The sequence below is a fragment of the Arthrobacter sp. EpRS71 genome, assembly GCF_001512285.1.
Taxonomy (GTDB): domain Bacteria; phylum Actinomycetota; class Actinomycetes; order Actinomycetales; family Micrococcaceae; genus Arthrobacter.
Window position 1 is genome coordinate 289,020 of the sequence record NZ_LNUV01000004.1, and the last position, 26,363, is coordinate 315,382.

26 protein-coding genes and 4 tRNA genes are annotated in these 26,363 nt (G+C 61.3%); 18 read left to right on the forward strand and 12 right to left on the reverse strand.

The genetic code is table 11. The annotated features are described in order from the left end of the window. Positions 1-82 precede the first annotated feature (82 nt). The 3 genes from AR689_RS08805 (at position 83) to AR689_RS08815 (ending at position 2,807) form a co-directional block, all read left to right on the forward strand. On the forward strand, positions 83-1,570 hold the full coding sequence (locus tag AR689_RS08805) for a glyceraldehyde-3-phosphate dehydrogenase (RefSeq protein ID WP_082697858.1): 1,488 nt from the start codon (positions 83-85) through the stop codon (positions 1,568-1,570). 73 nt (positions 1,571-1,643) lie between these two features. Further along, entirely contained in the window at positions 1,644-1,853 is a 210-nt protein-coding gene (locus AR689_RS08810) for a hypothetical protein (RefSeq protein ID WP_062069182.1), read from the forward strand. Between the two features lie 153 nt (positions 1,854-2,006). Continuing rightward, positions 2,007-2,807 carry an HNH endonuclease family protein gene (locus tag AR689_RS08815; protein WP_062069185.1) on the forward strand — a complete coding sequence of 267 codons (801 nt, stop codon included), beginning with the start codon at positions 2,007-2,009 and terminating at the stop codon, positions 2,805-2,807. Here AR689_RS08815 and AR689_RS08820 read toward each other — a convergent pair. The 4 genes from AR689_RS08820 to orn form a co-directional block, all read right to left on the reverse strand. After that, entirely contained in the window at positions 2,792-3,637 is an 846-nt protein-coding gene (locus AR689_RS08820; protein ID WP_062069188.1) for an acyltransferase domain-containing protein, read from the reverse strand. The two genes, AR689_RS08815 and AR689_RS08820, sit on opposite strands and share 16 nt — an antisense overlap. Before the next feature lie 3 nt (positions 3,638-3,640). Next, positions 3,641-4,213 (reverse strand): peptide deformylase, encoded by a 573-nt coding sequence (def, locus tag AR689_RS08825; protein ID WP_062069191.1) that lies wholly within the window; start codon positions 4,211-4,213, stop codon positions 3,641-3,643. Between the two features lie 117 nt (positions 4,214-4,330). After that, positions 4,331-4,406 (reverse strand) — tRNA-His (locus AR689_RS08830). Positions 4,407-4,538: 132 nt separating this feature from the next. Next, on the reverse strand, positions 4,539-5,174 hold the full coding sequence (gene orn / locus AR689_RS08835; RefSeq protein WP_082697859.1) for an oligoribonuclease: 636 nt from the start codon (positions 5,172-5,174) through the stop codon (positions 4,539-4,541). A 147-nt stretch (positions 5,175-5,321) separates the two neighbouring features. Here orn and mptB point away from each other — a divergent pair, with 147 nt between their 5' ends. Next, a complete protein-coding gene (mptB, locus tag AR689_RS08840; protein ID WP_062069195.1) occupies positions 5,322-6,878 on the forward strand; it encodes a polyprenol phosphomannose-dependent alpha 1,6 mannosyltransferase MptB in 1,557 nt (518 codons plus the stop codon). Here mptB and AR689_RS08845 read toward each other — a convergent pair. After that, on the reverse strand, positions 6,875-7,597 hold the full coding sequence (locus AR689_RS08845; RefSeq protein ID WP_062069197.1) for a DNA alkylation repair protein: 723 nt from the start codon (positions 7,595-7,597) through the stop codon (positions 6,875-6,877). The two genes, mptB and AR689_RS08845, sit on opposite strands and share 4 nt — an antisense overlap. 98 nt (positions 7,598-7,695) lie before the next feature. Here AR689_RS08845 and map point away from each other — a divergent pair, with 98 nt between their 5' ends. Beyond that, positions 7,696-8,463, forward strand: coding sequence for a type I methionyl aminopeptidase (gene map, locus AR689_RS08850; protein ID WP_062069199.1), 768 nt, complete (start codon positions 7,696-7,698; stop codon positions 8,461-8,463). Positions 8,464-8,766: 303 nt separating this feature from the next. Here map and AR689_RS08855 read toward each other — a convergent pair whose 3' ends face one another. After that, positions 8,767-9,321 carry a single-stranded DNA-binding protein gene (locus tag AR689_RS08855; RefSeq protein ID WP_062069201.1) on the reverse strand — a complete coding sequence of 185 codons (555 nt, stop codon included), beginning with the start codon at positions 9,319-9,321 and terminating at the stop codon, positions 8,767-8,769. Positions 9,322-9,541: 220 nt separating this feature from the next. Here AR689_RS08855 and AR689_RS08860 point away from each other — a divergent pair. The 3 genes from AR689_RS08860 to ettA all read left to right on the forward strand — a co-directional run bounded on the left by AR689_RS08860 (position 9,542) and on the right by ettA (position 11,899). Beyond that, positions 9,542-9,614: transfer RNA gene (locus AR689_RS08860), tRNA-Arg, on the forward strand. A gap of 63 nt (positions 9,615-9,677) precedes the next feature. Further along, positions 9,678-10,160: a DUF6993 domain-containing protein gene (locus AR689_RS23520; protein ID WP_231745476.1), complete on the forward strand. Its 483-nt coding sequence runs from the start codon at positions 9,678-9,680 to the stop codon at positions 10,158-10,160. Between the two features lie 56 nt (positions 10,161-10,216). After that, complete coding sequence (ettA, locus tag AR689_RS08870; protein WP_011775070.1) at positions 10,217-11,899, forward strand: energy-dependent translational throttle protein EttA; 1,683 nt, start codon at positions 10,217-10,219, stop codon at positions 11,897-11,899. Between the two features lie 82 nt (positions 11,900-11,981). Here the strand turns inward: ettA and AR689_RS08875 are convergent, their stop codons facing one another. After that, positions 11,982-12,887 carry an acyl-CoA thioesterase gene (locus AR689_RS08875; RefSeq protein WP_062069204.1) on the reverse strand — a complete coding sequence of 302 codons (906 nt, stop codon included), beginning with the start codon at positions 12,885-12,887 and terminating at the stop codon, positions 11,982-11,984. A 63-nt stretch (positions 12,888-12,950) separates the two neighbouring features. On the opposite strand from AR689_RS08875, the gene AR689_RS08880 reads away from it, so the two are divergent. Further along, positions 12,951-13,640: a DUF8185 domain-containing protein gene (locus AR689_RS08880; RefSeq protein ID WP_062069206.1), complete on the forward strand. Its 690-nt coding sequence runs from the start codon at positions 12,951-12,953 to the stop codon at positions 13,638-13,640. Here the strand turns inward: AR689_RS08880 and AR689_RS08885 are convergent. Then, a complete protein-coding gene (locus AR689_RS08885) occupies positions 13,626-14,102 on the reverse strand; it encodes a globin (RefSeq protein WP_062069209.1) in 477 nt (158 codons plus the stop codon). The two genes, AR689_RS08880 and AR689_RS08885, sit on opposite strands and share 15 nt — an antisense overlap. Next, positions 14,095-14,793, reverse strand: coding sequence for a mechanosensitive ion channel family protein (locus AR689_RS08890; protein ID WP_062069212.1), 699 nt, complete (start codon positions 14,791-14,793; stop codon positions 14,095-14,097). Before AR689_RS08890 ends, AR689_RS08885 begins: the two co-directional genes overlap by 8 nt. Positions 14,794-14,880: 87 nt before the next feature. Here AR689_RS08890 and AR689_RS08895 point away from each other — a divergent pair, with 87 nt between their 5' ends. Then, the gene (locus AR689_RS08895) at positions 14,881-15,879 is read left to right on the forward strand and encodes an NAD-dependent epimerase/dehydratase family protein (RefSeq protein ID WP_062069215.1); all 999 of its coding nucleotides are present in this window, start codon (positions 14,881-14,883) and stop codon (positions 15,877-15,879) included. Here AR689_RS08895 and AR689_RS08900 read toward each other — a convergent pair. Beyond that, positions 15,876-16,355, reverse strand: a complete 480-nt coding sequence (locus tag AR689_RS08900) for an OsmC family protein (RefSeq protein ID WP_062069218.1) — start codon at positions 16,353-16,355, stop codon at positions 15,876-15,878. The genes AR689_RS08895 and AR689_RS08900 overlap by 4 nt on opposite strands. 58 nt (positions 16,356-16,413) lie before the next feature. Continuing rightward, positions 16,414-19,014 carry an aminopeptidase N gene (pepN, locus tag AR689_RS08905; RefSeq protein WP_082697875.1) on the reverse strand — a complete coding sequence of 867 codons (2,601 nt, stop codon included), beginning with the start codon at positions 19,012-19,014 and terminating at the stop codon, positions 16,414-16,416. 93 nt (positions 19,015-19,107) lie between these two features. Between pepN and AR689_RS08910 the strand changes: the two genes are divergently transcribed. Genes AR689_RS08910 through AR689_RS08920 form a run of 3 tightly spaced genes read left to right on the forward strand, consistent with a single transcriptional unit; the run spans position 19,108 to position 21,561 of the window. Continuing rightward, entirely contained in the window at positions 19,108-20,112 is a 1,005-nt protein-coding gene (locus AR689_RS08910) for a hypothetical protein (RefSeq protein WP_062069221.1), read from the forward strand. A 43-nt stretch (positions 20,113-20,155) separates the two neighbouring features. Beyond that, complete coding sequence (locus AR689_RS08915; RefSeq protein WP_156424561.1) at positions 20,156-20,674, forward strand: ribose-5-phosphate isomerase; 519 nt, start codon at positions 20,156-20,158, stop codon at positions 20,672-20,674. Continuing rightward, a complete protein-coding gene (locus tag AR689_RS08920; RefSeq protein ID WP_062069237.1) occupies positions 20,674-21,561 on the forward strand; it encodes an Fpg/Nei family DNA glycosylase in 888 nt (295 codons plus the stop codon). The genes AR689_RS08915 and AR689_RS08920 overlap by 1 nt, the downstream gene beginning before the upstream one ends. An 81-nt stretch (positions 21,562-21,642) precedes the next feature. Here the strand turns inward: AR689_RS08920 and AR689_RS08925 are convergent. Further along, positions 21,643-21,713: transfer RNA gene (locus AR689_RS08925), tRNA-Gly, on the reverse strand. 128 nt (positions 21,714-21,841) lie between these two features. On the opposite strand from AR689_RS08925, the gene AR689_RS08930 reads away from it, so the two are divergent. The 5 genes from AR689_RS08930 (at position 21,842) to clpX (ending at position 26,358) form a co-directional block, all read left to right on the forward strand. Then, positions 21,842-21,916, forward strand: a tRNA-Pro gene (locus tag AR689_RS08930). A gap of 68 nt (positions 21,917-21,984) precedes the next feature. Next, entirely contained in the window at positions 21,985-23,355 is a 1,371-nt protein-coding gene (gene tig / locus AR689_RS08935; protein ID WP_062069251.1) for a trigger factor, read from the forward strand. Positions 23,356-23,575: 220 nt separating this feature from the next. Beyond that, on the forward strand, positions 23,576-24,187 hold the full coding sequence (locus AR689_RS08940; protein WP_017200592.1) for an ATP-dependent Clp protease proteolytic subunit: 612 nt from the start codon (positions 23,576-23,578) through the stop codon (positions 24,185-24,187). Positions 24,188-24,226: 39 nt separating this feature from the next. Then, positions 24,227-24,886, forward strand: coding sequence for an ATP-dependent Clp protease proteolytic subunit (locus tag AR689_RS08945; protein WP_024816918.1), 660 nt, complete (start codon positions 24,227-24,229; stop codon positions 24,884-24,886). Between the two features lie 182 nt (positions 24,887-25,068). Continuing rightward, positions 25,069-26,358, forward strand: a complete 1,290-nt coding sequence (clpX, locus tag AR689_RS08950; RefSeq protein WP_062069254.1) for an ATP-dependent Clp protease ATP-binding subunit ClpX — start codon at positions 25,069-25,071, stop codon at positions 26,356-26,358. The last annotated feature ends 5 nt before the right edge of the window (positions 26,359-26,363 follow it).

The window sequence follows — 26,363 nt, forward strand, 5'->3', positions numbered from 1 at the left end:
GCATGTGCCGCAGGACTACTCCGGGCGGCCGCTGCCATCTGCATACGAAGACGTATGTGGTTGACCCAAGGAAGGTAGTTCTGTGAGCCAGACGTCAGATTCTTGTCTTGATAAGTGGATGGGCCGGGAGGCTCTCGCCGAGGCCATGATTCCGGTAATCGGCCGGTTGTACCGGGAAAACAATGTGGTCACGAGCATCCACGGCCGGAGCCTGATCAACAAGTCCACCATGAACATCCTCAAGGCCCACCGTTTTGCGCGCCGGATGAGCAACCACGAACTTCTGCTCGAAGAGACCGCGCCGCTGTTGAACGCGCTCTCTGAGTTGGAACTCGGCGCAGCCGCCATTGATATTGCCCGCTTGACCGAGAAGTTCCGGGCCGAAGGCAACGGCGCCTCGCTGGATGAATACCTGCGCGCCGAGCTCGCCGAGATCGTGGGTAAGCGTGGCGCTGACGACCGCACCAGCACCGACGTCGTGCTGTACGGCTTCGGCCGCATCGGCCGTCTCCTGGCCCGTATTCTGATTGAGAAGGCCGGCGGCGGACATGGGCTGCGCCTCCGCGCGATCGTGGTCCGCAAGGGTGCTGACAATGACCTCGTGAAGCGTGCCTCGCTGCTGCGCCGCGACTCCGTCCATGGTTCCTTTGAGGGCACTATCCGAGTGGACGAGGAAGCCAACACCATCACCGCCAACGGTGTGCAGGTCCAGGTCATTTACTCGGACAACCCGGCCACTGTGGACTACACCGCTTATGGCATCAAGGACGCCTTGGTGGTGGACAACACCGGTCGCTGGCGTGACGCCGATGGCCTTTCCCAGCACTTGCAGAGCAAGGGCGTTGCCCGCGTCCTGTTGACGGCACCGGGCAAGGGCGACCTCAAGAACATCGTCCACGGCATCAACCACAAGGACATCTCCGACGACGACAAGATCGTCACCGCGGCATCCTGCACCACCAACGCCATTACGCCGGTGCTGAAGGCCATCAACGACAAATTCGGCATCATTCACGGCCACGTGGAAACGGTTCACTCGTTCACCAACGACCAAAACCTGATCGATAACTTCCACAAGGGTGACCGCCGCGGCCGTTCGGCAGCACTGAACATGGTCATCACGGAGACCGGTGCCGCCAAGGCTGTAGCCAAGGCACTGCCCGAGTTGCAGGGCAAGCTCACGGGCAACGCCATCCGCGTACCCACCCCGGACGTCTCCATGGCCATCCTGAACCTCAACCTTGAGAACGGCACCACTCGGGACGAAGTCAACGACTTCCTCCGCGAAATGTCCTTGCACTCGGACCTCCGCAAGCAGATTGATTACATTGACTCTCCGGATGTTGTCTCCACCGACTTCGTTGGCTCGCGCCGCGCGGGCATTGTTGATGGCCTCGCAACCATCTCCAACGACAAGAACCTCGTTCTTTATGTTTGGTACGACAACGAGTTCGGCTACTCCTGCCAGGTAGTTCGTGTGATGGAGGAAATGGCCGGTGTGAACCCGCCGTCATTCCCCGCGCGTGACGTGATTGCTCCCATCGCTGTGCTCGAAGGGGCAGGAGCCTAGGCGCTCCGAAGTATTCGCGGGTTTCCCGGCTGAGTCACTGGTATCAGCCGGGAAACCTGATCAAAATGGGTTCATGGAAAACGAATCAACGTTGGAACATGAGACCACGCTGGAGCACGCCCTGGACGTAGCGAAGGCCAACCATAAACAAGCTCAGAAACTTCTGGATCAAGCCATCGCAGCCAACGCGGCCGGTGACGTCACGGATCAGCGCGTGGAGCAGTTGCGAAGCCTACTCGTAGTGGCAACCGAGGACCTGCAGCGTGTGATGCGGGAGCAATAGGCCAGCGGAGTCCACCGCTGCCACTCTCCATCCCCACCGTGTGACTTGTCCTCCACACTGTGACTTTGTCCTCATCACTGTGGATATCGGCTCTGACTGTCGGGGCCTTGTCCTACGCTCGTAGGACATTGCTTTCCCTCTGGATGGAGTCTCTTGAGTACCACTTGGTCTGCCTACAAACGCGCCCGCAGAAGGTCACGTCAAGCGTGGGCCATTCTTGGATTGGCCGCTGCAACGGTAGTCGCGGGGCTTTCCTGGTACTTCACTACCGGACAGTTCAATGCCGCAGAACCGTGGGCGGCCGGCCCCAGCGAAGCCCCCGTCTTCAATCCTGACTGGATGAAACCTCTGCGGGGCGCGGCACCGGTTGCCCCTGAGAAGGCAAGCGCCGTTTTGGAGCGGCTCCCGGTCAAGGGACGGGCAGCGAAGTCGGACTACGACAGGGCTGCGTTCGGCCAGGCCTGGGCAGACGCCGACCGCAATGGGTGCGATACCCGAAATGACATTCTGCGCAGGGACCTTTCCGCGGTCGCCTTCACGGAAGGTTCATCCTGCAAGGTCTCCGGCGGTAACTTTCACGAACCCTACACAGGGGCGCAGATAACTTTCCAAAGAGGCCAGGACACCAGTTCTGCCGTTCAGATCGATCACGTGGTGGCCCTCGCCGACGCCTGGCAGAAGGGCGCCCAGCAGCTCACTGTCCAACAGCGGCAAATGTTCGCGAACGACCCCCTGAACCTGATCGCGGCGGACGGCCCCGCCAATGTCAAGAAAGGCGCGGGAGACGCGGCTACCTGGCTGCCGGCCAATAAGAACTTCCGCTGTCACTATGTTGCCCGGCAGGTCTCTGTCAAAGCGGCCTATCAGCTTTGGGTCACGCAGGCCGAAAAGGACGCCATGAAGAGGGTTTTATCGTCCTGTCCTGAACAGCAAACCATTTACAGCGCCAGGTGACCGTGTCCAAGCTGCCAGGTGCCGCCGTCGTCGATCCGCTCCAGGACCACGCGCTGGAGTGAGGTCTCACGTGGGAGCTTATCCAGGTCCTGGAGTCCCCGCTGCCTGAAGGTGAAGTAGACGGCGTCGGTAGGAGCATCAGTGCATCGATCCAGCGTGAAACGTCGGGCGAAAGACGCGATGTTGCTTTCAGGCAGCCGCTGTACCAGATACGGGTCCAGCATCCATGAATCGCAGGTGGCTGTGCGCGCAGGCTTGTCAGGAAAATACTGTGGGAAGAAGGATCCGGCCTCCGCGAAGCTGGCATCCACCAGGTCAGGGGAGAGGCCACCGTCCTCGGGGATATGGACGCCAAGTACCCAGTCCGAGTCCTGCCCTTCGGCAGGCACCAGGTGGAACTGCAGACGGCCCAGCCGGAACAGATTTCCGGCCATATGCAACGTTAGCCAGGCCCAGGTGTCCAGGCCAAACTGACCGTGGACCCGTCTGTTAATCCGGAGCTGTAAACCCAGATCTGCCAAGGAAGCCGCGGACACCGCTGAGTCGATTCCACGATCCAGATGGTATGCGTGAACCGACGGGGCAAACCGGAGGAGTGCCTCGATCCAGACACTCTCCACGCCGCTTGCATCCAGGCCGGCGCCGTCAGCCGGAATGCCGTCTGCTCGAATACTGTCTATCGGAAAGGTACCGAGCCTCTCCCGCATGGCCGACATCGCGCGCAAGACGGGTTCTCCCGGAGGCGTCTCCAAGAGATGCGCACACTCAGCAGCGTCTTCGCCGGTAATGTCCAGGAGCGTGAAAAGCTCCGCATGAGGGTTGGTGGCCACGGTTCAGTGCCCGAAAGGATCGGGATCGACACCGGGCATCCAGGTCAGGCCGGGAACGCCCCAACCGTTCCTCTTGGCCTGCTTGAGCGCCTTTTTCGAGTAGCGGTCCACCAAGCGGTTTACGTACAGCTTGCCGTCCAGGTGGTCGAACTCATGTTGCAGAATTCTGGCGAACCATCCTGTTGCCTCAAAGTCCAGCGGATTGCCGTCACCGTCGAAGCCCTGCACCCGCGTCCATTCGGCGCGCTGCAGTGGATAATATTCGCCTGGGAAGGAGAGGCATCCTTCAACGTGTTCGTCGGGGTCAGGAAGCGCCCCGGAAACCTTGGAAAGCGTCAGTACTGGGTTGACCACCACTCCCTGCTCCGGAACGTCGTCATCGTTGGCGTACTTGTAAACGAAAAGCCTCTTGCCCACGCCGATCTGCGGGGCGGCGAGCCCAACCCCGTTGGCGGCGTCATTGGTCTCGAACATGTCCGCGATCAGGCTGCGGAGCTCGTCGTCGAAATGTTCCACCTCGCTTGCCCGGCGGTGCAACACAGGTTCGCCCCAAATGGTGACTGGCAGGACGGTCATTTCAATAATCCTTCGTCTAGCGCTGTAGTCCCGTGCGCCCGGCCCGGGTTAAAAGCAAAGGCCGCACCGGATAACCGGTGCGGCCTTTGTGGAAACCGGCTCTGGAGCCAATCTCGGTGGGGTGAGCTACGGGGGTTGAACCCGCGACCTCCTGGACCACAACCAGGCGCTCTGCCAACTGAGCTAAGCCCACCATGTGCCTTTTTGGACTGAACCGTTTGACCGGCTTTCCTTCGAGGCAACGACAAATAGCTTACCTGCTGTTTTGGGGTGCAAAGTCCACTTTTGCCGGTTTTGGCGAAAAAACCTCAAAAAATGGTGCAGATCACACCCTTTCGCTGGATCCCAGGGTCTCGGCGGTGGCCATGATGTCCTTGGAAATGCGCTGGGCCGTGGCGGTGTCCGGTCCCGGCGCCGGAACAAAAACTGCTTGGCGGTAGTACCGGAGCTCGTCAATGGAGTCCTTGATGTCGCCCAAGGCGCGGTGACCGCCATGCTTGGCCGGGGACTGGAAGTAGGCCCGCGGGAACCAGCGGCGAGAGAGCTCTTTGATGGTGCTGACATCGATGACGCGGTAGTGAAGGTGTTCCACGATGTTGGGCATGTCCCTGGACAGGAACATCCTGTCCGTTCCCACGGAGTTTCCGCCCAAGGGAGCCTTGCGGGGATCCGGGACCCATTTTTCGATGTACTCGAGGACCTGCGCCTCGGCCTCGGCCATGGTTATTCCGTGCGGGAGCTCGTCCAGAAGTTTGGAGCGGGTGTGCATGTCCCGCACAAAGTCGTTCATTTGCTCCAGCGCGGCGTCGTCGGGCTTGATGACGACATCCACGCCGTCGCCCAGAATGTTGAGCTCGGAATCCGTCACTAACGCGGCAACCTCGATCAAGGCGTCGTTTATGAGGTCCAAGCCGGTCATCTCGCAGTCAATCCAGACGATGCGTTCATTAGTAATAGGCACGCGCCCAGCCTATCCCTCAGTGGCTTCCAAGTGCTCCGATGGTAGGATTTTTGAGCGCGGCAGTGTCGTTTATTCCTGTTGCCGAAAGCCCCCATGACGCAGAATTTTGACCCGAACCCAGCGGGTGAACGATTGGATGACGACCACATGACGGTGCCAGTACCCGCCGCCCAGTTGGCAGGGGCAGCAACGCCGTCAGCCGGCGTTGTAACCGGCGAGGTAGATAACGCACGTTCGCCATTGATCGCCGGCTTCATCGGTTCGATGTTCATGGTGTTCGGCTCGTTGGGCGTTGGCTGGCTCGCGCCGGTCTCTGAACTCCGTCGTCTGCCGCTTTTCATCTGGATGCGCACCGAAGGCGTGGGTGTTGGGCTGTCCATTGTGTTGCTGGCCATCGGTGGCATGCTGCTCGTCCGTGCCTGGCTTCGACTGGGGCAACGCGTCCGTGTGTGGGGATTGGAAGCCCGAAAGGCGACGTTGCAGGCCGTGGCGGCCTGGGGTTTGCCCATGATGTTCACTGTTCCCCTCTTCAGCCGGGACGTGTACGCCTATATCGGTCAAGGCCGGTTGATGGTGGAGGGCATCAATCCTTATGAGAACGGGATTTCGGCCCTGCCCAACTACTTCCAGCTTGGCGCTGACAAGATGTGGACCGAGGCACCGGTTCCCTACGGCCAGTTGTTCCTGTGGATTGAGCAGTTTGTGGTCTGGGTGACCAACGTGCAGCCCGAAGCAAGCATCATGCTGTTCAGGCTTGTTGCTGCAGCGGGTGTGATCCTCTGCATTATCTACGTACCTAAGTTGGCGGAGCTCCACGGTGTGAATCCGCACAGGGCGCTGTGGCTGACAGCAGCAAACCCGCTCTTTCTCACCAACTTTATTGCCAGTGTCCATAACGACGCCCTCATGATCGGGCTGGCACTGGCAGGGCTGTACTACTGCGCAACCCGCCGTGTCATCTGGGGGCTGGTCCTGGTGACGCTCTCCATCTCGATTAAGCCAATAACGGTGGTGTTCCTTCCCTTCATTGGGCTCTTGTGGGCAGGCAAGCATGCCTCGTGGCCGCGCAAATTCCTCTACTGGGTCCTCACAGCGGCTCTGAGCTTCGGGCTTCTCTACGCCTTGAGCTTGGTCAACGGTTTCGGATTCGGTTGGATCAACGGCCTGTCAGCTCCCGGCAGCGTGTGGATCTGGTACGCGCCAGTTGGTCTCATTGGAATGGTTGTGGCCCTGATTTTCAATGCCTTTGGCTTGGACGGCTGGGCTTTGGCGAAGTGGGTTTACGACGCCGGCAAGGTGCTGATGGTTGCAGCCGTGGCCTGGCTGATTTTCCGGGGCGACTACGATCGCCTGATGCGCCGCCTTACCCTGGCCTTTGCTGTTATTGTCCTTCTCGCCCCCATGATCCAGTCCTGGTATGTGGTGTGGTTGATACCGCTTTTTGCTGTGACCGGAATCCGCAACGACTGGCAGGTCAAAGCGCTCTATTTCATCGTTTCGTTCTTCATGGTCTACGCGATCTCGGACCAGTTGGACGTCTTTCCCTATCTTCAAAGCGAAGATTTGGGGCTGGCCCTCATTCTGGCCCGTTACGGCGCAGCCCTCATTGCGCTCTTATTCGCCGTTTACCTGATCTTCGTGGACCCGAAGACAAAGGGCTTGTTCCGTGTGCGGGATGAAGCCGGGTTGCGTCCTATTATTTAGGGCGTTTTGTCCGGGCCCTCATGGTTTTCCGTTGAGCTGGACGGCAACAGCCGCAGTGCCTCGCGGGTGGATAGTGGACTCAGGGCGCCTGCGTTGCTGGAAGCGAATGCCCTGACCCACGCAGGATCCGTTTTGCTGTACTCGCGTAGTGCCCATCCGATCGCCTTACGAATGAAGAACTCGTTGTCGGAGAGATTCGGGGAGATAACTTCTGCCAGGAGGCCGGCGTCAGTCTGTGACTTGGCTCCCAGTTGTGCAGTGATTGCCGCCCGACGAACCCACATGTCATCATCCTTGGACCATTGAAGAAGGACCGGAGTCATGGTGGATCTGTGGGCGAGCAGGAGTCCACAGATCCGGTGCGTGACTCCGTCCACGAGGTCCCACCAAGCGCCCGTCCGGATAATCTCCTCGTAAATGGGCAGCATGCGAAGGTCTTCCTTGACCATTCGCAAGCCCGTCAGGTCGATGGCGGCATACCGCTCTTCACGGGCCTCAGCATGGCGCCACAACTCAAGCACGGCGCTTCGCAGATCATCCGGTGACTTCACGGGGAACTGCTTCGCCGCCGCCTTCACAATTTTGCGTACCTCTGGAACGCGGACACCCAAAGAAGGCATATCGGATTTCATGTACGCCTGGGCTCCGAGTCCCCGCGTGGCGTCGGCGGCTGAATGGAGACTGGACCGGATCGAGCGCACGAGGACATTGTTGGTCATGCCCCAACTCTAGGGTGGGTTTGGGCTGCCAGGACTCCAACGGTGGCCAAGGGCTTGGGGGCCTCGCTCCCGCTGAAGGGCCGCCGTAGAGTGGGGAGATGTCAATGCTGAAATCACCGGACCAGATTGCGATGATGCGTGAAGCCGGGCGCGTTGTGGCCAATGCACTGTCCGCCGTGCGGGAACACGCCGCGGTGGGCATTTCGCTGAAGGAGCTTGACGACATCGCGGCCGCCGTGATCTCCGACGCCGGAGCCAAGCCCGCCTTCCTCGATTACCACCCGCGGTGGGCGGCAGTGCCGTTCCCGGGCGTGATATGCACCAGCGTCAACGACGCCGTGGTTCACGGGATCCCGAATGGTTATGTACTTGAGGACGGCGATCTGCTGAGTGTTGATTGCGGCGCCTTCCTGGAGGGCTGGTGTGGTGATGCGGCTGTCAGCTTTGTTGTGGGCACCGCAGACCAGGAGGACCAGGACTTGGTGGAAGCCACAGAGGCGGCACTCGCGCGCGGTATCGAGGCAGCCCGCGTTGGCAACAAGATGGGTGACCTGGCCTACGCAATCGGCGGTGAAGCGAAACGTGCGGGCTATGGGCTGTTGGCTGATCATGGTGGGCATGGCATCGGCCGGACAATGCATGCCGAACCTCCCGTTCCGAACCTGGGCCGGCCTGGCCGCGGCGTGAAGCTTGAAGACGGGCTGGTCATTGCCATTGAACCCATGTTGATATTGGGTGGCAAGGACGACTACTACCACGACGAGGACGAATGGACTCTTCGTTCAGCAAACGGCCGCCGAGCCGCCCACAGCGAACACACCATAGCTATTACGGCCGAGGGGCCGGTCATTCTGACACTGCCGTAGGCGGCGTTTCCGTTGTGCTGAACCGCAATACTGATCTCCGGGTGCCGGACCTGATGCGAATGCTGACCTCAACAATGCCTTACAGTCACCCGGTGATGAGCTGTTCCAATCTTTGGCGGTAAGGGCGAACCACCGGCACCAGCTCAGGGATGGTTCGCCCTTGGTTCCGAACAATTCCTCAACGGCCGCCCAGGTAGCAGGTGCCGTTTCGATCCTCGAAGGAGCATGGTCGTGTGGCATGGACCCTGAATAGGCCCGCCGCGCAGGGCTGGTCCCGCCGGCCTTCGAGTCTTGGTGCACCGATCAAGCGCCGGCACCCACCAATTCTCCTGTTGTGGTGTTGACTACGAGAGGGCCGGTGCCGTCGGGGTCGTCTACGGTGATTGCGATGGACTCTTCTTCGGGGTGCACGCTCTCCTGGTCGTCGGAGTCCCACTCGTCGTTCCGGTCAGGGGTCCCAGGCGCTTCCACAACAGGCGTCGAGTCGGCAGGGGCTGAGGTGCCATTCATTCGGGTGAAGTTGGCAGAGCCCCACATGAGGTCATGACCTACTGATTCGGCGTCGATTTCGGCAACATGGTAGACGCGGCCCTCATGTTCCCATTGCCGCAGCCGTAGCCTCCCCACCACGAGCACCCGCTGTCCCTTTTTGATGCTGCATCCAACATGCCCGGCGAGGAAGCGGAACGACTGAACGGTGTACCAGTTGGTGTTTCCGTCCACCCAGGTGCTTGTAGCGCGATCAAAGCGGCGCTCCGTGGTTCCAAGGCGGAATGATGCGGTGGCAGTGCCCCGCGTAGTGGTGGAACTCTTGACCTCCGAGGCCACGAAGCCCCGGACGCTGATCATGTCATTCATTGGTGGTCCTTCTCGGTGTAGGGGGTGCCTTTCCGGCACTTTCAGCTTCATCCAGGAAGAACCGGGAGGGGAGGTCCGTAGCCCTCTATGTGAATAACCTTGGTAATACAGCCGTTGTGGAGGAATAGAACGCGGTTGCGTGGTGGTGGCAAGTTGCTGGGCGATCACACTGTAAACTCTTTGTGGCGCCAGCGGCCCACATCGGTCATGGTGCCAGTGCGCCCCAGTAGCTCAGGGGATAGAGCAGCGGCCTTCTAATCCGCCGGTCGGGGGTTCGATTCCCTCCTGGGGCACAAAATACCCCCTTGGACCCAGGTCCAAGGGGGCGTTCATTTTTAAGGCAGAATGACTAGGTGATGAGCAGGAGAAGCGAACAGGCAAACGGCAGGTCGGCAGATGCATTGGTAGTCCGCGTGGCCGGCAGTTTGCTGATCATTGCTGCGGCATTGACCATGACAGCTTGCACGGCAGCGCCGTCTTCGGTCCAGCCAACGGCTTCCCCCTCCCGGCCCGCCAGTACGCAAGCAACAGCCGCGACTGACCCCGCTGTCGCTGCCACCATTTCGGCCGTGGAGTCGACGCTGAAAACCCTGGTCGCCGGTAACCCCAAGCCGGACCGGGAGACATTGAGGGCTGCCTTGGTCTCCGCAGGGATTCCCCATGGCAATGTTGAGGTGTCCGTGAGCCGAACACCTACCGGGCTCGACGTTGACGCCATGGAATCCGCGGCGCGGACGGGCGATAGTTGCATCATGGGGCAAATCCGCGATGGCGCAGTGGTGGTCACTGTGCTGCCCGTGTTGGCCACCGGAAAGTGCTTCGTGGGAGACGCCCGCTAGTTCCACCGCAAGGGTCGAATGTGAGTTATGTACGCCTACCCATTAGATTTAAGGGCATGGCGGAATTCATTTACACGATGACCAAGGCTCGCAAGGCCGTTGGCGACAAACTTATTCTGGACGATGTCAGCATGTCGTTCTTCCCTGGCGCGAAGATTGGTGTCGTGGGCCCGAACGGTGCTGGTAAGTCCACCATCCTGAAGATCATGGCCGGACTGGACACCCCGTCAAACGGCGAGGCCCGCCTGAGCCCCGGCTACACCGTGGGTATCCTCTTGCAGGAACCGCCGCTGAACGAGGAAAAGACCGTTCTGGGCAACGTCCAGGAGGGTGTTGGCGAGATCTATGGCAAGATCCAGCGCTTCAACGAGATCTCCGAAGAAATGGCCAACCCGGACGCCGACTACGAGACACTCCTGGACGAGATGGGCAAGCTTCAGGAAGCCATTGACGCAGCTGATGCTTGGGATATCGACTCCCAGCTTGAGCAGGCCATGGATGCACTGCGCTGCCCGCCGGCTGATTCGGATGTCACCGTTCTTTCAGGTGGTGAGCGTCGCCGCGTAGCGCTGTGCAAGCTTCTCCTGCAGAAGCCTGACCTCCTGCTCCTTGACGAGCCCACCAACCACTTGGACGCCGAGAGCGTGCTTTGGCTCGAGCAGCACCTTGCTCAGTACCCCGGTGCTGTCCTTGCCGTGACCCACGATCGCTACTTCCTCGACCACGTTGCTGAGTGGATCGCTGAAGTGGACCGCGGCCACCTCTACCCCTATGAGGGCAACTACTCCACCTACCTGGAGAAGAAGAAAGCCCGTTTGGAAGTCCAAGGCAAGAAGGACGCGAAGCTGTCCAAGCGCCTCACCGAGGAACTTGAGTGGGTGCGCTCCAACGCCAAGGGCCGCCAGACCAAGTCCAAGGCCCGTTTGGCCCGCTACGAGGAAATGGCTGCAGAAGCCGAGCGGACCCGCAAGCTGGACTTCGAAGAGATCCAGATCCCGCCGGGACCCCGCCTGGGCTCCTTGGTCATTGAGGCCAAGAACCTGAAGAAGGGCTTTGACGACCGTGTCCTGATCGAAGATCTTTCCTTCTCGCTGCCTCGCAACGGCATTGTGGGCGTCATCGGACCCAACGGTGTGGGTAAGTCCACGCTGTTCAAGACGATCGTTGGCATGGAGCCCCTGGATGATGGTGAGCTCAAGATCGGCGAGTCCGTGAAGATCTCCTACGTGGACCAGTCCCGTGGCGGCATCGATCCCAACAAGTCCCTTTGGGAAGTGGTTTCCGAAGGCCATGACTTCATTCAGGTCGGCCAGGTCGAAATGCCTTCGCGGGCCTACGTTTCCGCCTTCGGTTTCAAAGGCCCGGACCAGCAGAAGAAGGCAGGCGTGCTCTCCGGTGGTGAGCGCAACCGCCTCAACCTGGCGTTGACGCTCAAGCAGGGTGGCAACCTCCTCCTCCTTGACGAACCCACCAACGACCTCGACGTCGAGACCCTGAGCAGCCTTGAGAATGCCCTTCTCGAATTCCCGGGCTGCGCTGTGGTGGTTTCGCACGACCGTTGGTTCCTGGACCGGGTAGCTACCCACATCCTCGCTTACGAAGGTGACGACGAGAACCCCTCCAAGTGGTACTGGTTCGAGGGTAACTTCGATTCGTACGAGGAAAACAAGGTGGAGCGACTCGGCCCCGATGCTGCAAAGCCCCACCGCGTGACCCACCGTCGCCTGACCCGCGACTAGTACTAAGCCGTACAGACCAAGAGGCCGGTCCCACCAGGGATCGGCCTCTTGGCTTTAACAAAAGCTACGGCAACGCAAAACGCTACGGAATCCGCACCATGCCTTCCTGAGCCACGGTGGCGACGTGAACGCCGTCGCGATTGAAGATACGTCCCGTGGCAAGTCCGCGGGCGCCTTGGGCGCTGGGGGACTCCTGGACGTAGAGCATCCACTCATCCACCCGCACGGGGCGGTGCCACCACATGGCGTGGTCGAGGCTGGCGACGCTCATTCCCGGTGTCATCCATGCGAGGCCGTGCGCACGGAGGATGGACTCCAACAAGGTGTAATCGCTCGCATACGCAAGCGCTGCCCGGTGGAGGTTGGGGTCATCCGGGAGGGGGCCCATGGTCTTCATCCAGACAGCGTTGGTAGCTACGTGATCGGCGGGCGGGGACACGTACAGGGCGGGGTCGATGTGTCGGACGTCGAAGGGCCGCTCGGAGGACATATGGCGCGCCAGGGGATGGTCGAATTGGGACAGCAACTCAGCGGTGCTGGGCAGGGATTCCGGATCCGGGATGCCTTCGGGCATCTGCGATTGATGGTCCACACCGCTGTCTTCCACCTGGAAGGAAGCGATCATGGAAAGGATCGGCACCCCGTCCTGGTAGGCGTGTACGCGGCGGGCGGAGAAGGACCGGCCGTCCCGAAGCCTCTCCACACCGAAGGTGATGGGCTTGTTGGCATCACCCGGACGCAGGAAGTACCCGTGCATGGAGTGTGCCACCCGGTCCGGCTCCACGGTCCGCATGCCTGCAACCATGGACTGCGCTAGAACCTGTCCGCCAAAAACCCGGTGCCTGGGCTGCTTCTGGGAGGGGCCCAGGAAGATGTCCTCGTTGGTTCGGGCGCCGTCAAAGTCACCGAGGTCCAGCAGGCCGATCAGCACTTCCATGGGGTCTTCTGCGGGTGTCTCCACCTCGAGGCCAGCGTTCGTCTCAGTCATGGTTCGACTTTAGACGCCGCCCCGACCCCTCTCAACCGGGGACATGCCGGTAGAGTCGATGATGTGACAGACGTCCTGACCCAGTCCTTCCGCTTCGCCGATCCCCGTGACCTCGCAGACCTGCGCACCTTTGTCACCAGGGCTAAGAGCATCGACGACGGCGCCATCCGCCTCCAGGCCTCGGGCAACGTCCTGGCCGCATACGTATGCGTCCTGAGGCCACGCATCTTGGGGGAATCGACCCCCACCATCCTGGGGTTGAGGACCATGGCCCTCGCTCAGCCTGCGCAGGCTGATGTGACCGTGACGCTTGCATCCGTTCTGGACCGGCTGGCCCGTTCAGGGGCCGAGGACGTGGAACTGCCCATCCCGCCGTCGACAGTTTCCGAGTCCTGGGCGGGCGTGGGCGCGCCCAGGAACGGGTGGGAACCCCAAGGAACTGTTGCGGACTCAGTGCTGAAGTCAGCGGCGGAGTCCGGGATTGCGGAAGTGGCCGGCGCCGTTCCGGCTCTGGCGGGCGCGCCAGTGGTGAACACCGCCAGAGCGGCAGTGTGGGGCCGGGAGCTTCCCGGTCTGGACGAGCTGCCTGCGGGCGCAGCATTCGCTGCCTTTGCCTTGGGTTTCCTGGGCGATGCCGAGCAGAGGGTGTTCCGCAACGGCCGCTGGTTCCGCCTGAGCGGACCCCGCGGCCATGTGCTGGTCAGGACCGGGGCAGGCCTGGGGCTCGGCTTCCAGGAGCTAGGCGCCCGCTGAAGGACTGTTGATCATGGTGAGGGCTGCCCGCTCCATGTAGTCCCACAAGGTGCCTTCATGCAGCGGCGAGAGCTCCAACGAGTCAACGGCCGCCCGCATGTGGAACAGCCAACGGTCTTTGGCCTCGGGCGTGACCCGGAACGGCATGTGGCGCATGCGCAGGCGTGGGTGCCCGCGTTCCTCGCCGTACGTGGTGGGTCCGCCCCAGTACTGCTCAAGGAACATGAGGAAGCGGCGTTTCGCCGGTCCAAGGTCCTCTTCGGGGTACATGGGTCGCAGCAGCGGATCGGTTGCCACGCCGTCGTAGAAGACGTCGATGAGCTTGACGAACGTCTCATGTCCGCCAACGGCTGCGTAGAAGCTGTCCGTGTAGGCGGGCTGGCTGAACGGATCGTTCTGCATCAGCTGGCGTCGGGGACCCGATTGGGGTGCCGGGGGTTGCCCGTCTGTGGTGCTACTCATTGGACTTCTCCTCGGCTTTGGTGACGCGCGGTGCGCCTGCTGTCACCGGCGCGGCTGCAGCACCGGGTTGATCACTGGCATCCGGCGTTTCCAGTGGCACGTAGTCTCCTTGGGAGCGGTTGCCTACCCTGAGGATTTCGCCGTTCCGCAGGTACCAGATGGCTCCATCTTCCGCGCGGACCCGGGTAATGCGCAGGCCCACGGACTCAACGGTACCAATCACTTCGCTGGTGACGATCACGTCACCGATTCCGTACTGGTCTTCGATGGTGATGAAGATTCCTGCGAGGAAGTCGCGGATCAATTGCTGGGCGCCGAAACCAATGGCGACACCGAGGATTCCGACGCTGGTGAGCAGCGGTGCGACGTCCACGTTCATGTACTTGAGCACGTAAATGATGACGATGACCACCACCACGACGCTCACCAAGCTGGTGAGCAACGAGCCAATGGTCTCGGCGCGCTGCGAGCGACGTTCATGATCCAGTGCGCGGATGGCAGGTTGCACCCACTTGAAGTGCGGTTTCTTGAAGAAGGAGCTTCCTGCGGATACTCGTCGGGTGATGCGAAGAATGATGAAGCGTGCCACGATCCACACAGCCAGGCCCACGCCCACTGTGATGAGGATTGACATGAGATCGATTTTCTCGGGTCCGATGGTGATGGTTTCCGCTAAGGGGATGGAGGTCAAGGTGGAATATCTCCTTGTCGTCGGCCCGTGTTCGCCGGGCGCGGAACACTCTGTCCACGTACAACCCTAGCGCCGTAGCGTGACGGTATGCGCATCCTGGTCCTGGGCGGTACTGCCTTCCTGTCAGCAGAAATCGCCCGGCAGGCCGTTGCTGCCGGACATGATGTCACCTGTTTGGCGCGGGGTACTGCAGCGAACCCGCCCGACGGCGTCACATGGGTCAAGGGCGACCGCGCCCTGGGTGCCGCAGCCTTCGCCGACCTCAAGGGACACTGGGACTCGGTGGTAGAGGTGTCCCGCGATCCGGTCCAGGCCCGTGCGGCCCTCGACGCGTTGGGTGCAGGAACAGGGCATTGGACGTTCGTCTCCAGCTGCTCGGTCTATGCAGACCACTCCGTTCCTGGTGCCGATGAGAGTGCTGCATTGCTCGAACCCCTGCCGGCGGGCCAGTCAGGCACACCGGAAACCTATGGAGAGTCCAAGTCGGCCATCGAGCACATGACGCTCGCCGCCGTGGGGGAGAAAGCACACATCGTTCGCGCCGGATTGATAGGCGGGCCAGGGGACGGTACCGACAGATACGGCTATTGGCCGGCTCGGTTTGCAGCGAACACTGACCCGGTCCTGGTCCCGGATATCCCGGACGACGCCACACAGATCATTGATGTCCGGGACCTCGCGGCATGGATCCTGCAGTCTGCCGACCAAGGGCTGACGGGGACCTACAACGCCCTGGGAGACGTGGTGCGGTTCGAGGACTATCTCACCGAGTCACAGAGGGCGGCGGGCAATCCGGAAGCGGTTGTTATCCGGCCCGCTGAGGAATGGTTGGTGGAACACGGCGTGGACTACTGGGCAGGGCCGGACTCACTGCCCCTCTGGTTGCCGAAGGGCCATGACGGCTTTCAAGCGCGGAGCAACCGCGCCGCACGTGAGCGTGGCATGGCCCTGCGTCCATGGCAGGAGACCCTGGCGTCCACCCTCCAGGATGAACGTGGGCGAGGCTTGGACAGAGACCGTAAAGCCGGCCTGAGCCGGGACACCGAACGAAAACTTGTGGCACTGTGGCGGCGCGAACAGCCCTAGGCTGCGGCCGCCGTCGTCATTGGTTCGTGGAGGACCGGGAAGTTGACGCTACGGGCGATGAAACAAACTTTGTTGGCCTCATGATGCAGCTGCGGGACCAATTCCGCGTGGGCGGGATCGGCAATGGTGACGTGCGGCTTCAGCGTGACACTTTCGAACTGCCCGCTGCCGTCCCGGTTGAGCTTCATGAGCCCTTCAGCATTGTCCTCATAGCCGGTCACCACCACACCGTGCTTGACGGCCACATGAAGGAAAGACAGCATGTGGCATTGCGAGAGGGCTGCGAGCAGCAGCTGTTCCGGGTTGTAGCGGGTCCGGTCCCCATGGAAGGTGGGATCTGCTGAACCCTTGAGTGTCGGAAGGCCACTGATCTCAACGTCATGATCCCGGGAATACGTCCGGTACCCGGCAGTGCCTTCACCGAGGTTGCCGGTCCAGCGGACGGTCAGCGCGTAATGGTGTTCGTGGAGGCCCATGCGGACAGTTTAGCCATGGAGGGCCGACTGTCCGCACGGGCCTCATAAGAGGCGGGGTTTAGACGTCCGCAGCCCTTGCCCGCAGTGCCCGGGCTACGCCGTCGCGGTTTTCCACCATCATGCGGCGCAGGGCTGCGCTTTCTGTGGGAAGTCCAGCCAGAAACGTGTCGGTGCGGTCAACCGTGGCTTGCGTTGTGAGCTGCGCCGGGTAGAGACCCACCACAATCTGCTGGGCCAGGGCATGCGTGCGTTCCTCGACGATTCCGGGCACGGCCGCGAAGTACAGTTCCGAGAAAGGCTCCAATAGGGCCGTGTCAGTGACACGCATGAAACCTGCCACTGCCGAGGCCTGCAGAGCGTTGGACAGTTCTCCCTTGACCACGATTGAGTTCCATGCTGCTGCCTTGGCTTCAGGGGTGGGAATGGCTGCTTTGGCCAGTGCCGCAGCATTGTGGCCGTTGGAGGTGTTGTCGCGTGCAAGCTCCTCATCAATGCGGGCTTGGTCCTGCCGTCCACCGGCAACCAGCGCGGTGAGCAACTCCCACCGCATGTCCTGATCAATGCTGAGGCCTTCGAGTGTCTCCGCGCCGTCCAGGAGGGCCTGAAGGCGGTCGAACTGCGCTCCGCTGCGTGCCAGCTGGGCGTAGGACTTGGCGAACTGCAGCTGGGCATCCGATCCCGCCACAGCGGCGGATGCCAGGTCCCACAGCTTGTCTGCGGCAGCGATGGTCGTTTCCACCTTGTACTCGGCTGCCACGTAGTAGCTCAGGGTGGTGGCGAGCTGACGCAGCTGGACCAGGATGACGGAGGAGTCTGTTTCAGAGGCGATGTTCGCAAGGATCAGGTCCACGTAGCCGCGGGCGGGAGTTTCGCCGTCGCGGGCTGCATCCCATGCCGAACCCCAGACCAAGGTGCGCGGCAGGCTGGCTGCGAAGTCTTTCAGGTGGGCTTTGGCGGTGGCGAGGGAGTGTTCGTCCAGGCGGACCTTGGCGTAGGCGAGGTCGTCGTCGTTGAGCAGGATCAAGTCCGGCCGGGCCTTGCCCACCAACGCGGGTACTTCGGTGCGGGGGCCATCGACGTCGAGTTCCTCGCGATGGGTCCGCTCCAGCTTGCCGTCGCCGGAGAGCGAGTAGAAGCCGACGGCGAGTCGGTGCGGGCGGAGGGTGGGCTGTTCCTCGATGGCGGTCTGGAGGATCGCGAAGCCGGTGAGGGTGCCATCGGCGTCAACGGTCAGCTCGGGGGCGAGGGTGTTCACGCCGGCCGTTTCGAGCCACAGTTTGCCCCAGGCGTCCAGGTCCCGGCCACTGGCGGCCTCGAGCTCCACCATGAGGTGGGCGAGTTCGGTGTTCTTCCAGGCATGCTTGGCGAAGTACGTGCGGACGCCGGCCATGAACTGTTCCGGACCCACCCAGGCCACCAACTGCCGCAGCACCGAGGCGCCTTTGGCGTAGGTGATGCCGTCGAAGTTCACCTCCACGTCTTCGAGGTTGTTGATTTCGGCGAAGATCGGGTGGGTGGTGGGCAGCTGGTCCTGCTTGTAGGCCCAGGACTTTTCCACCGAAGCGAATGTTGTCCAAGCCTTGTCGAATTCAGTGTTTTCCACGGCGGCCAGGTGCGACATGTATTCGGCGAAGGATTCGTTGAGCCAGAGGTCGTTCCACCAACGCATGGTCACCAGGTCCCCGAACCACATGTGCGCCAGTTCATGCAGGACCGTGATGGCGCGTCGTTCGATTTGGGCGCCGGTGACCTTTCCGCGGAAGACGTAGCCTTCCAGGATGGTCACAGCGCCGGCGTTTTCCATGGCTCCGGCGTTGAACTCGGGGACGAAGAGTTGATCGTATTTCTCGAAGGGGTACGGGAACCCGAACTGTGCCTCGAAGAACTCGAAGCCTTGGCGGGTCAATTCGAAGATGTTGTCCGCGTCCAGGTATTGCATGAGTGATTTCCGGGCAAAGACTCCCAGGGGAATGACCCGGCCGTCGGAGCTTGTGACCTCGGAGCGGACTGACTGGTACGGTCCGGCAATCAAGGCTGTGACGTAGGAGGAAAGGCGCGGTGTAGGGGCGAAGTTCCACACGGAACGCGCCGTGCCATCCTCGGCAGCAGGGGCTTCAACGGGAACCGGGGTGGGGGAGTTGGAGATGACGTCCCAGTACGACGGCGCTGTGACGGTGAACGTGAAGCTTGCCTTCAGATCGGGCTGCTCAAAGACGGCGAACATGCGCCGGGAGTCAGGAACTTCGAACTGAGTGTAGAGGTAAACCTCGCCGTCAACAGGGTCAACGAAGCGGTGGAGCCCTTCGCCGGTGTTCATGTAGGGAGCATCGGCCACCACCACGAGCTCGTTATCCGCTGCGAGGTCAGGTAGCTGAATGCGGACACCGTCCGAGACCTCCGCCGGGTCCAGTTCAACGCCATTGAGCCTCACGCTGTGGACTGCTGCAGTGATGGCATCGATGAACGTGGAGGAAGCCGGCTTCGCGGAAAACCTGACCACGGTGGTGGAGCCGAAAGTCTCCGTACCCTGGGTCAGGTCCAAAGTGACGTTGTACGACTCGACGTTGAGCAGTTCGGCGCGTTTCGAGGCTTCGTCGCGCGTGAGGTTCAGGCCTGGCAAGTGGTGCCTCCGGAGATTTTTGAAGGGCCGGCCGGTCATGGCCGGACGCTGGTGTGAAGCCATTCTTTCACTCCGCGCCGGTATGGCAAGGAGCTGGAACCACAGTGTCGCTCAACGGAGTAGCGTTGGATCATGGCATCGTTCCGGGAAACCCTCGATTTCCGCGCGCTGAGGTTTGCGGTGGTTTTTCCGCTGCTGCTCGCCGTCGGGTTTGTGGTGTGCGCCCAAATGCTGCGGAACAACCTCCCCAGCCCTGTTGCGGTGATGTGGAACGCCGACGGCGGAAGCTCGTTCGCGCCGTTCAGCGCCTATGTGGGCGGCGGTGCTGCCCTGATTGCCTTCTGTGGCTGGGCCGTTTTCCTCCAGGCAGTGTCCATCACCAGGCCTGTGGTCATGCGACGCGTCATGATGGGCCTCGGCCTGATGGTGAGCCTTTTCATCACCACAGTGGTGGCGGCAGGACTGGTGGGCCAATCAGGTGTGCCGGACGCGCGCGAGTCCCACGTTGACGGGATCGTGCTGGCCATGGGCAGCGGAGCCGCGCTGGCTTTGGGCATTGTGATGATGTTCGCTTTCAAACCAGACCCGCGCTGGACCAGGGAGGATGACGTGGCGCTCCAAGAAGAGCTGCGGCTTCTTGAAGACCCCGATCTCGCACGCGACACGCTTCGGCTTTGGGTGCACGCCCGGAGTTCCGTTTTCATCATGATCGTCGTCTCGGCGCTGTTTCCCGCCGCGCTGATAGCAGTCGCTGTCCCATGGCTCGGCGCACTGGTTGCAGTGGCTGCGTTGGTTGGCGCAGGTTTCCTCTTTGCGAGGGTACGGGCCGATAGGGGAGGGCTGCAGGTATTCGCCGGTGGCATTGTGCGGGTCCTGACCGTTCCCGCCGTCGACATCGCCGCTGCCGCTCCAGCGGTTGTGAAGGCCGCAGATTATGGCGGGTGGGGCTGGCGGCACCACGATGACGCCACCGCGATGCTCGTAGGAAGCGGCCCGGCCGTCGTCGTAAGGAAACTTAACGGGGGCCGGGTGGCGCTCAGCGCCGGCACCCAGGCTTCAGCCGACAAACTGGCAGGGGTTCTCAACCGGGCGGCGTATCGGGCCCACGGCGATGGGCAGGCCCAACAACCCGGGTAGCGGTACCCTAGGTAGCGCATCCCTCATCGCCGCGTCAGGCCACATGCCACACCCGCGCGCCAGAAAGAACGGACTTCCTGTGACTACACCCCGCGTCCACATCGCTACGGACCACGCCGGCATGGAACTGAGTGCCCACTTGGTCAACCACCTCACTGCCAAAGGCTACGAAGTGGTGGATCACGGGCCCAAGGAATACGACGCCTTGGACGACTACCCATCCTTCTGCATCAACGCCGGCGTTGCCGTGGTGGCAGACCAGGAAGCCGGCGTGCACGCACTTGGCATCGTGCTGGGCGGCTCGGGCAATGGCGAGCAAATCGCCGCCAACAAGGTCAAAGGCGTCCGGGCTGCGCTTGCTTGGAACCTCTCCACAGCCAAGCTGGCCCGGGAGCACAACGACGCCAATGTGGTGGCTGTAGGAGGCCGTCAGCACAGCGTTGAGGAAGCCACGGAGCTGATCGAAGCCTTCCTGCAGGAGCCGTTCAGCAACGACGAGCGGCACGTGCGCCGTATCGGGAAGATCGCCGTGTACGAGACCACCGGCGAGATCGTCGAGTAGTGCCGGAGGGGCATTCGGTCCACAGGCTGGCCCGCCAATTTCAGGATGTTTTTGGCGGCCGGCGCTTGGACGTCTCCAGCCCGCAAGGACGCTTTGCGTCCGGCGCACAGCTGCTGACCGGGCACACCATGGTGGACGCCATGGCCCATGGGAAGCAGTTCTTCCTCAGGTTTGATCACGAGTTGTTCCTCCACGTCCACCTGGGCCTTTATGGAGCGTGGAGCTTTGGCGGAGACAGTTCCTTCACCGGTGCGTCCAGCATCGGTGCGCCGCGCCGCATCGGCGAACGGGAAAGCGGGTCGGCTTCCGAGGATGGCGGGTACGCTGGCCCGCCCCCGCCGATCGGCGCGGTGCGCGTCCGATTGGTATCGGACCACGGTTGGGCCGATCTGCGGGGTGCCACAACCTGCTCGGCTATTACCGCTGCCGAGGCTGCGGCCGTGCTGGCGCGCCTCGGCCCGGACCCGCTGCACAACCGTCCTGGCGACCGGGACGAGTTCATTCGACGCCTGCGTCGCCGCAAGACTGCGGTAGCGCTGCTGATGATGGACCAGTCGGTGTTGGCCGGCGTGGGGAACATCTACCGGGCCGAAGTGTTGTTCCGGCAGGCAGTAGACCCGTGGACGCCGGGAAGCAGCCTTGACACGGAAACCGCCGCCCGTCTGTGGGATGACACGGTGGACACCATGTCCGACGGCGTTCGCGACGGACGGATTGTTACGACGCCCCCGACGCTTTGGTCAGGGGACGGCAGAACAGCGCCCGACGCCGATGCCCACTTTGTTTACAAGCGCGACGGCATGCCCTGCCGGGCCTGCGGGACGCTGGTGGGCATGACGGAAATAGGCGCACGCAAGCTCTATTGGTGTCCCGGCTGCCAGGTCTGACGCAGTTCCGGCAGGCAAATCCAACGCGGTTCCGGAAAACCAAAAGAGCCCCGATCCGAGGATCGGGGCTCTTTTTCTGAGAGGGGACGACGGGAATCGAACCCGCGTAATCAGTTTGGAAGACTGAGGCTTTACCATTAAGCTACGTCCCCAGAACGGATGTCCTTGTTTCGGACAACTTCCCGGTGGCTGTTCAAGCCGGGTACAACTAAACCTAATTCCGGCCGCAGTGTCAAATGTGCATTCTTGGCGCACTTGCCCGTAGACTGTCCTGTGCCTTCGGGGTGTAGCTCAGCTTGGCTAGAGCACCTGCTTTGGGAGCAGGAAGTCGCAGGTTCAAATCCTGTCACCCCGACTCTGTGTTTGTGTCTGTTCAGGGGCACAACAGAAACCCATACCCACGAAATCAGGAGTACTTAGACTGTGAAGAGCGCTGTCGAGAACCTCACCGCAACGCGGGTCAAGCTCAACGTTGAGGTTCCCTTTGAGGAACTGAAGCCGAGCATCGATGCCGCGTACAAGACCGTTGCTTCGCAGATCCAGGTTCCCGGATTCCGCAAGGGCAAAGTTCCCTCCAAGCTGATCGACCAGCGCGTTGGCCGCGGCTACGTTCTGGAGACCGCCATCAATGATGGCCTCAACGGCTGGTACCAGGCTGCTGTTCAGGAAACGGGCGTTCGCCCCCTGAGCCGTCCCGAAGTTGAAATCACCGAAGTTCCGGACCCGTCCGCAACCGATGGCGAGCTCAAGTTCCAGGTGGAGATCGATGTCCGCCCCGAGATCGAGCTGCCGGACTACGCCGGCATCAAGGTTGAGGTAGCTGCTGCCGAGTCCTCCGAAGCTGACGTCGACAAGGCCCTGGATGAACTGCGCGGCCGCTTCGGCACGCTGAAGTCCGTTGAGCGTCCTGCCAAGAACGACGACTTCCTGACCATCGACATCACCGCCACGATTGACGGCGAAGACATCGATTCCGCTTCCGGCCTTTCGTACCAGGTTGGTGCCGGCACCATGCTTGAAGGCCTCGACGAAGCCGTCACCGGCCTGTCCGCCGACGAAGAAGCAATTTTCGAGACCACACTGGTTGGTGGCGACCACGCCGGCGAAGCCGCTCAGGTGAAGGTTGTTGTCAAGGCCGTCAAGGAGCGCGAGCTCCCCGAGGCAAATGACGACTTCGCTCAGCTCGCCTCCGAGTTCGACACCCTCGCCGAACTCCGTGAGGACCTCGCCAAGCAGGCTGCCGACTCCAAGGTAGTGGAACAGGGCGTCGAAGCACGTGACAAGGTCCTGGACAAGCTCGTTGAGCTCGTTGAGGTCCCCGTTCCGGACTCCGTCGTTGAAGAGCAGATTGAAGCTCACTTCAACCCGGAGAACGCACACGGTGAAGGTGACCACGACACCGAGGAGCACCGCGCCGAGGTCAAGGCCAACACCGAGCGCGCCTTCCAGAACGAGGTCATCCTCGACGCCATTGCTGACAAGGAAGAAGTGGACGTCAGCCAGAACGAGCTGATCGACTACATCGTCACCACAGCAAGCCAGTACGGCATGGACCCCAACCAGTTCGCCCAGATCATTGATCAGAGCGGCCAGGTTCCCATGATGGTTTCCGAGGTTCGCCGTCGCAAGGCTCTGGCAGTTGTGCTGGGCCAGGCCGAGGTAGTGGACTCCGAAGGCAACAAGGTTGACCTCACCGACTTCGTTCGCCCTGCAGGCGAAGCAGCCGCACCGGTCGAAGCAACAGAAGAAGCAGAGGTTGACGCCAGCGACGACCCCGCAGCAGTGAAGTTCTAGTCGACGACTCCAACCGGCCCCGGATCACATGATCCGGGGCCGGTTTGCTTTAAGGCTGAACACAGGTGCTGTACGCGGACGTGCGCCGTCAGCGAACAGTGCGATTTCGGCGAACAAATCGCCCGTGAAAACGGTTAGTGTCCAAGTAGTGAAGTTCAGTGAGGTCACTGGCACCAGCGAGAGGTAAGTACTTATGTCACAGCAATCAGAGGCTCCCCGGATGGCAACTGTCGATCCCGCAGCCCAGGACAACTACATCTACAACCGCCTGCTGAAAGAGCGCATTATCTGGCTCGGCTCTGAAGTCCGTGACGAGAACGCCAACGCCATTTGCTCTCAGCTCCTCCTCCTCTCGGCTGAAGACCCGGAGAAGGACATCTACCTGTACATCAACTCCCCGGGTGGTTCGGTGACGGCCGGCATGGCCATCTACGACACGATGCAGTTCATCCCGAACGACGTCGTAACCGTGGCAACGGGCTTGGCAGCGTCCATGGGCCAGTTCCTCCTGTCCTCCGGCACCAAGGGTAAGCGCTACGCCACGCCCAACGCGCGCATCCTGATGCACCAGCCGTCGGGCGGCATCGGTGGTACGGCCTCGGACATCAAGATCCAGGCCGAACTGATCCTGCACATGAAGAAGGTCATGGCTGAACTGACTGCAGAGCAGACCGGGCAGTCCGTTGAAACAATCCTCAAGGACAACGATCGCGACAAATGGTTCACAGCGGCTGAGGCCCTCGAGTACGGCTTCTTCGACAAGATCTCGGCGCACGCCGGTTCTGTTGCCGGTGGCGGCGGAACGGCCAACCAATCGAACTCCGAAAACTAACCGGCACAAAGAACCACTGAAACCCCAGGAGTAAAGAACATGAACTACAACTTCGGATGGTCTGCCGGTAATCTCCCGTCCAGCCGTTACGTCCTGCCCCAGTTCGAGGAGCGCACGCCTTACGGTTTCAAGCGCCAGGACCCCTACACCAAACTGTTCGAGGACCGCATCATCTTCCTCGGCGTCCAGGTGGACGATGCTTCCGCTGACGACATCATGGCCCAGTTGCTGGTCCTTGAATCGACTGATCCGGACCGCGACATCACCCTGTACATCAACTCGCCGGGTGGCTCGTTCACTGCCATGACGGCCATCTACGACACCATGCAGTACATCCGTCCGGAGATCCAGACCGTATGCCTGGGACAGGCGGCCAGCGCGGCTGCGGTCCTGCTTGCTGCCGGTACACCCGGTAAGCGGCTGGCCCTGCCCAACGCCCGTGTTTTGATCCACCAGCCTGCGCTTTCCGGCGGTCAGGGCGGACAGGCTTCCGACCTCGAAATTCAGGCGGCGGAAGTCATGCGCATGCGTACCTGGCTTGAAGACACGTTGGCGCACCACTCGGGCCGTACGTCAGAGCAGGTCAACAACGACATCGAGCGAGACAAGATTCTCACCGCTGCGGATGCCCTGAGCTACGGTCTGATTGACCAGGTTTTGGATTCCCGGAAGATCAAGCCCCAGGCAATCACCCGGTAGTGCACAGATTTGAACGCCGGTGCGGTTCACGAAATATGGACCGCACCGGCGTTCTGTTTCCACCCAAGCAGCCCATTGTGACCTAGAGTGGATGTTGTCACGGTGGTGCCATCCGCGGCCCAGTCGCACACTAGAGTACGGCGCGGAGCCGCATCACCCGCATGCAACGAAGGGATTCACACATGGCTCGGATTGGCGAGAGCACGGATCTGCTGAAGTGTTCTTTCTGCGGAAAGAGCCAAAAGCAGGTACGGAAGCTGATTGCCGGGCCCGGTGTCTACATCTGCGATGAGTGCATCGAGCTTTGCAACGAGATCATCGAGGAAGAACTCGCTGAAGTTTCCGATCTCGGTAGTTTCGAACTGCCCAAGCCCCGTGAGATCTTCGACTTCCTGCAGGAATACGTGATCGGCCAAGAACCGGCCAAACGTTCGCTGGCGGTAGCTGTCTATAACCACTACAAGCGCATTCAGGCCGGCCACGCACCCAAGGCCGGCAGCCTCGGCGAGGGATCGCATCACGAGGATGTGGAGATCGCCAAGTCCAATATCCTTCTGATAGGCCCTACAGGCTGCGGAAAGACCTACCTCGCCCAGACCTTGGCCCGCCGGCTTAACGTGCCGTTCGCCGTAGCCGACGCCACTGCTCTGACGGAAGCCGGATACGTTGGCGAGGACGTCGAGAACATCCTGCTCAAGCTCATCCAGGCTGCTGACTATGATGTCAAGAAGGCCGAGCAAGGCATCATCTACATCGACGAAATCGATAAAATCTCGCGTAAGAGCGAGAACCCGTCCATTACCCGCGATGTATCCGGTGAAGGCGTCCAGCAGGCCCTCCTGAAGATCCTTGAAGGCACTGTCGCCTCAGTTCCACCCCAGGGCGGCAGGAAGCACCCGCATCAGGAATTCATCCAGATCGACACCACCAACGTTCTGTTCATTGTGGCCGGTGCCTTCGCGGGGCTGGAAGACATCATCGGTTCGCGATCCGGGCGGAAAGGTATCGGTTTCGGTGCGCCGCTTAACGAGGCGCGGGACAACGTGGATACTTACGGTGAAGTCATGCCGGAGGACCTGCTCAAGTTTGGCCTCATTCCGGAATTCATTGGACGGCTCCCAGTGATCACCACAGTCTCCAGCTTGGACCGGCCGGCATTGATCCAGATTCTTTCAACGCCAAAGAACGCGTTGGTGAAGCAGTACCAGAAGATGTTCCAGCTCGATGGCGTTGAGCTGCAGTTCGAAGACGACGCCTTGGACGCCATAGCGGACCAGGCCCTCGAGCGTGGAACCGGCGCACGTGGCCTCAGGGCCATCATGGAAGATGTGTTGCTGCCAGTCATGTTCGATCTCCCCAGCAGGGACGACATCGCAACCGTGGTGATCACCGCTGACGTCGTGGCCAAGACGGCACAGCCCACCATGATCGCCCACGACGTTGTGGCCAAGCGTCGGAATAAGTCGGCTTAGCCTCC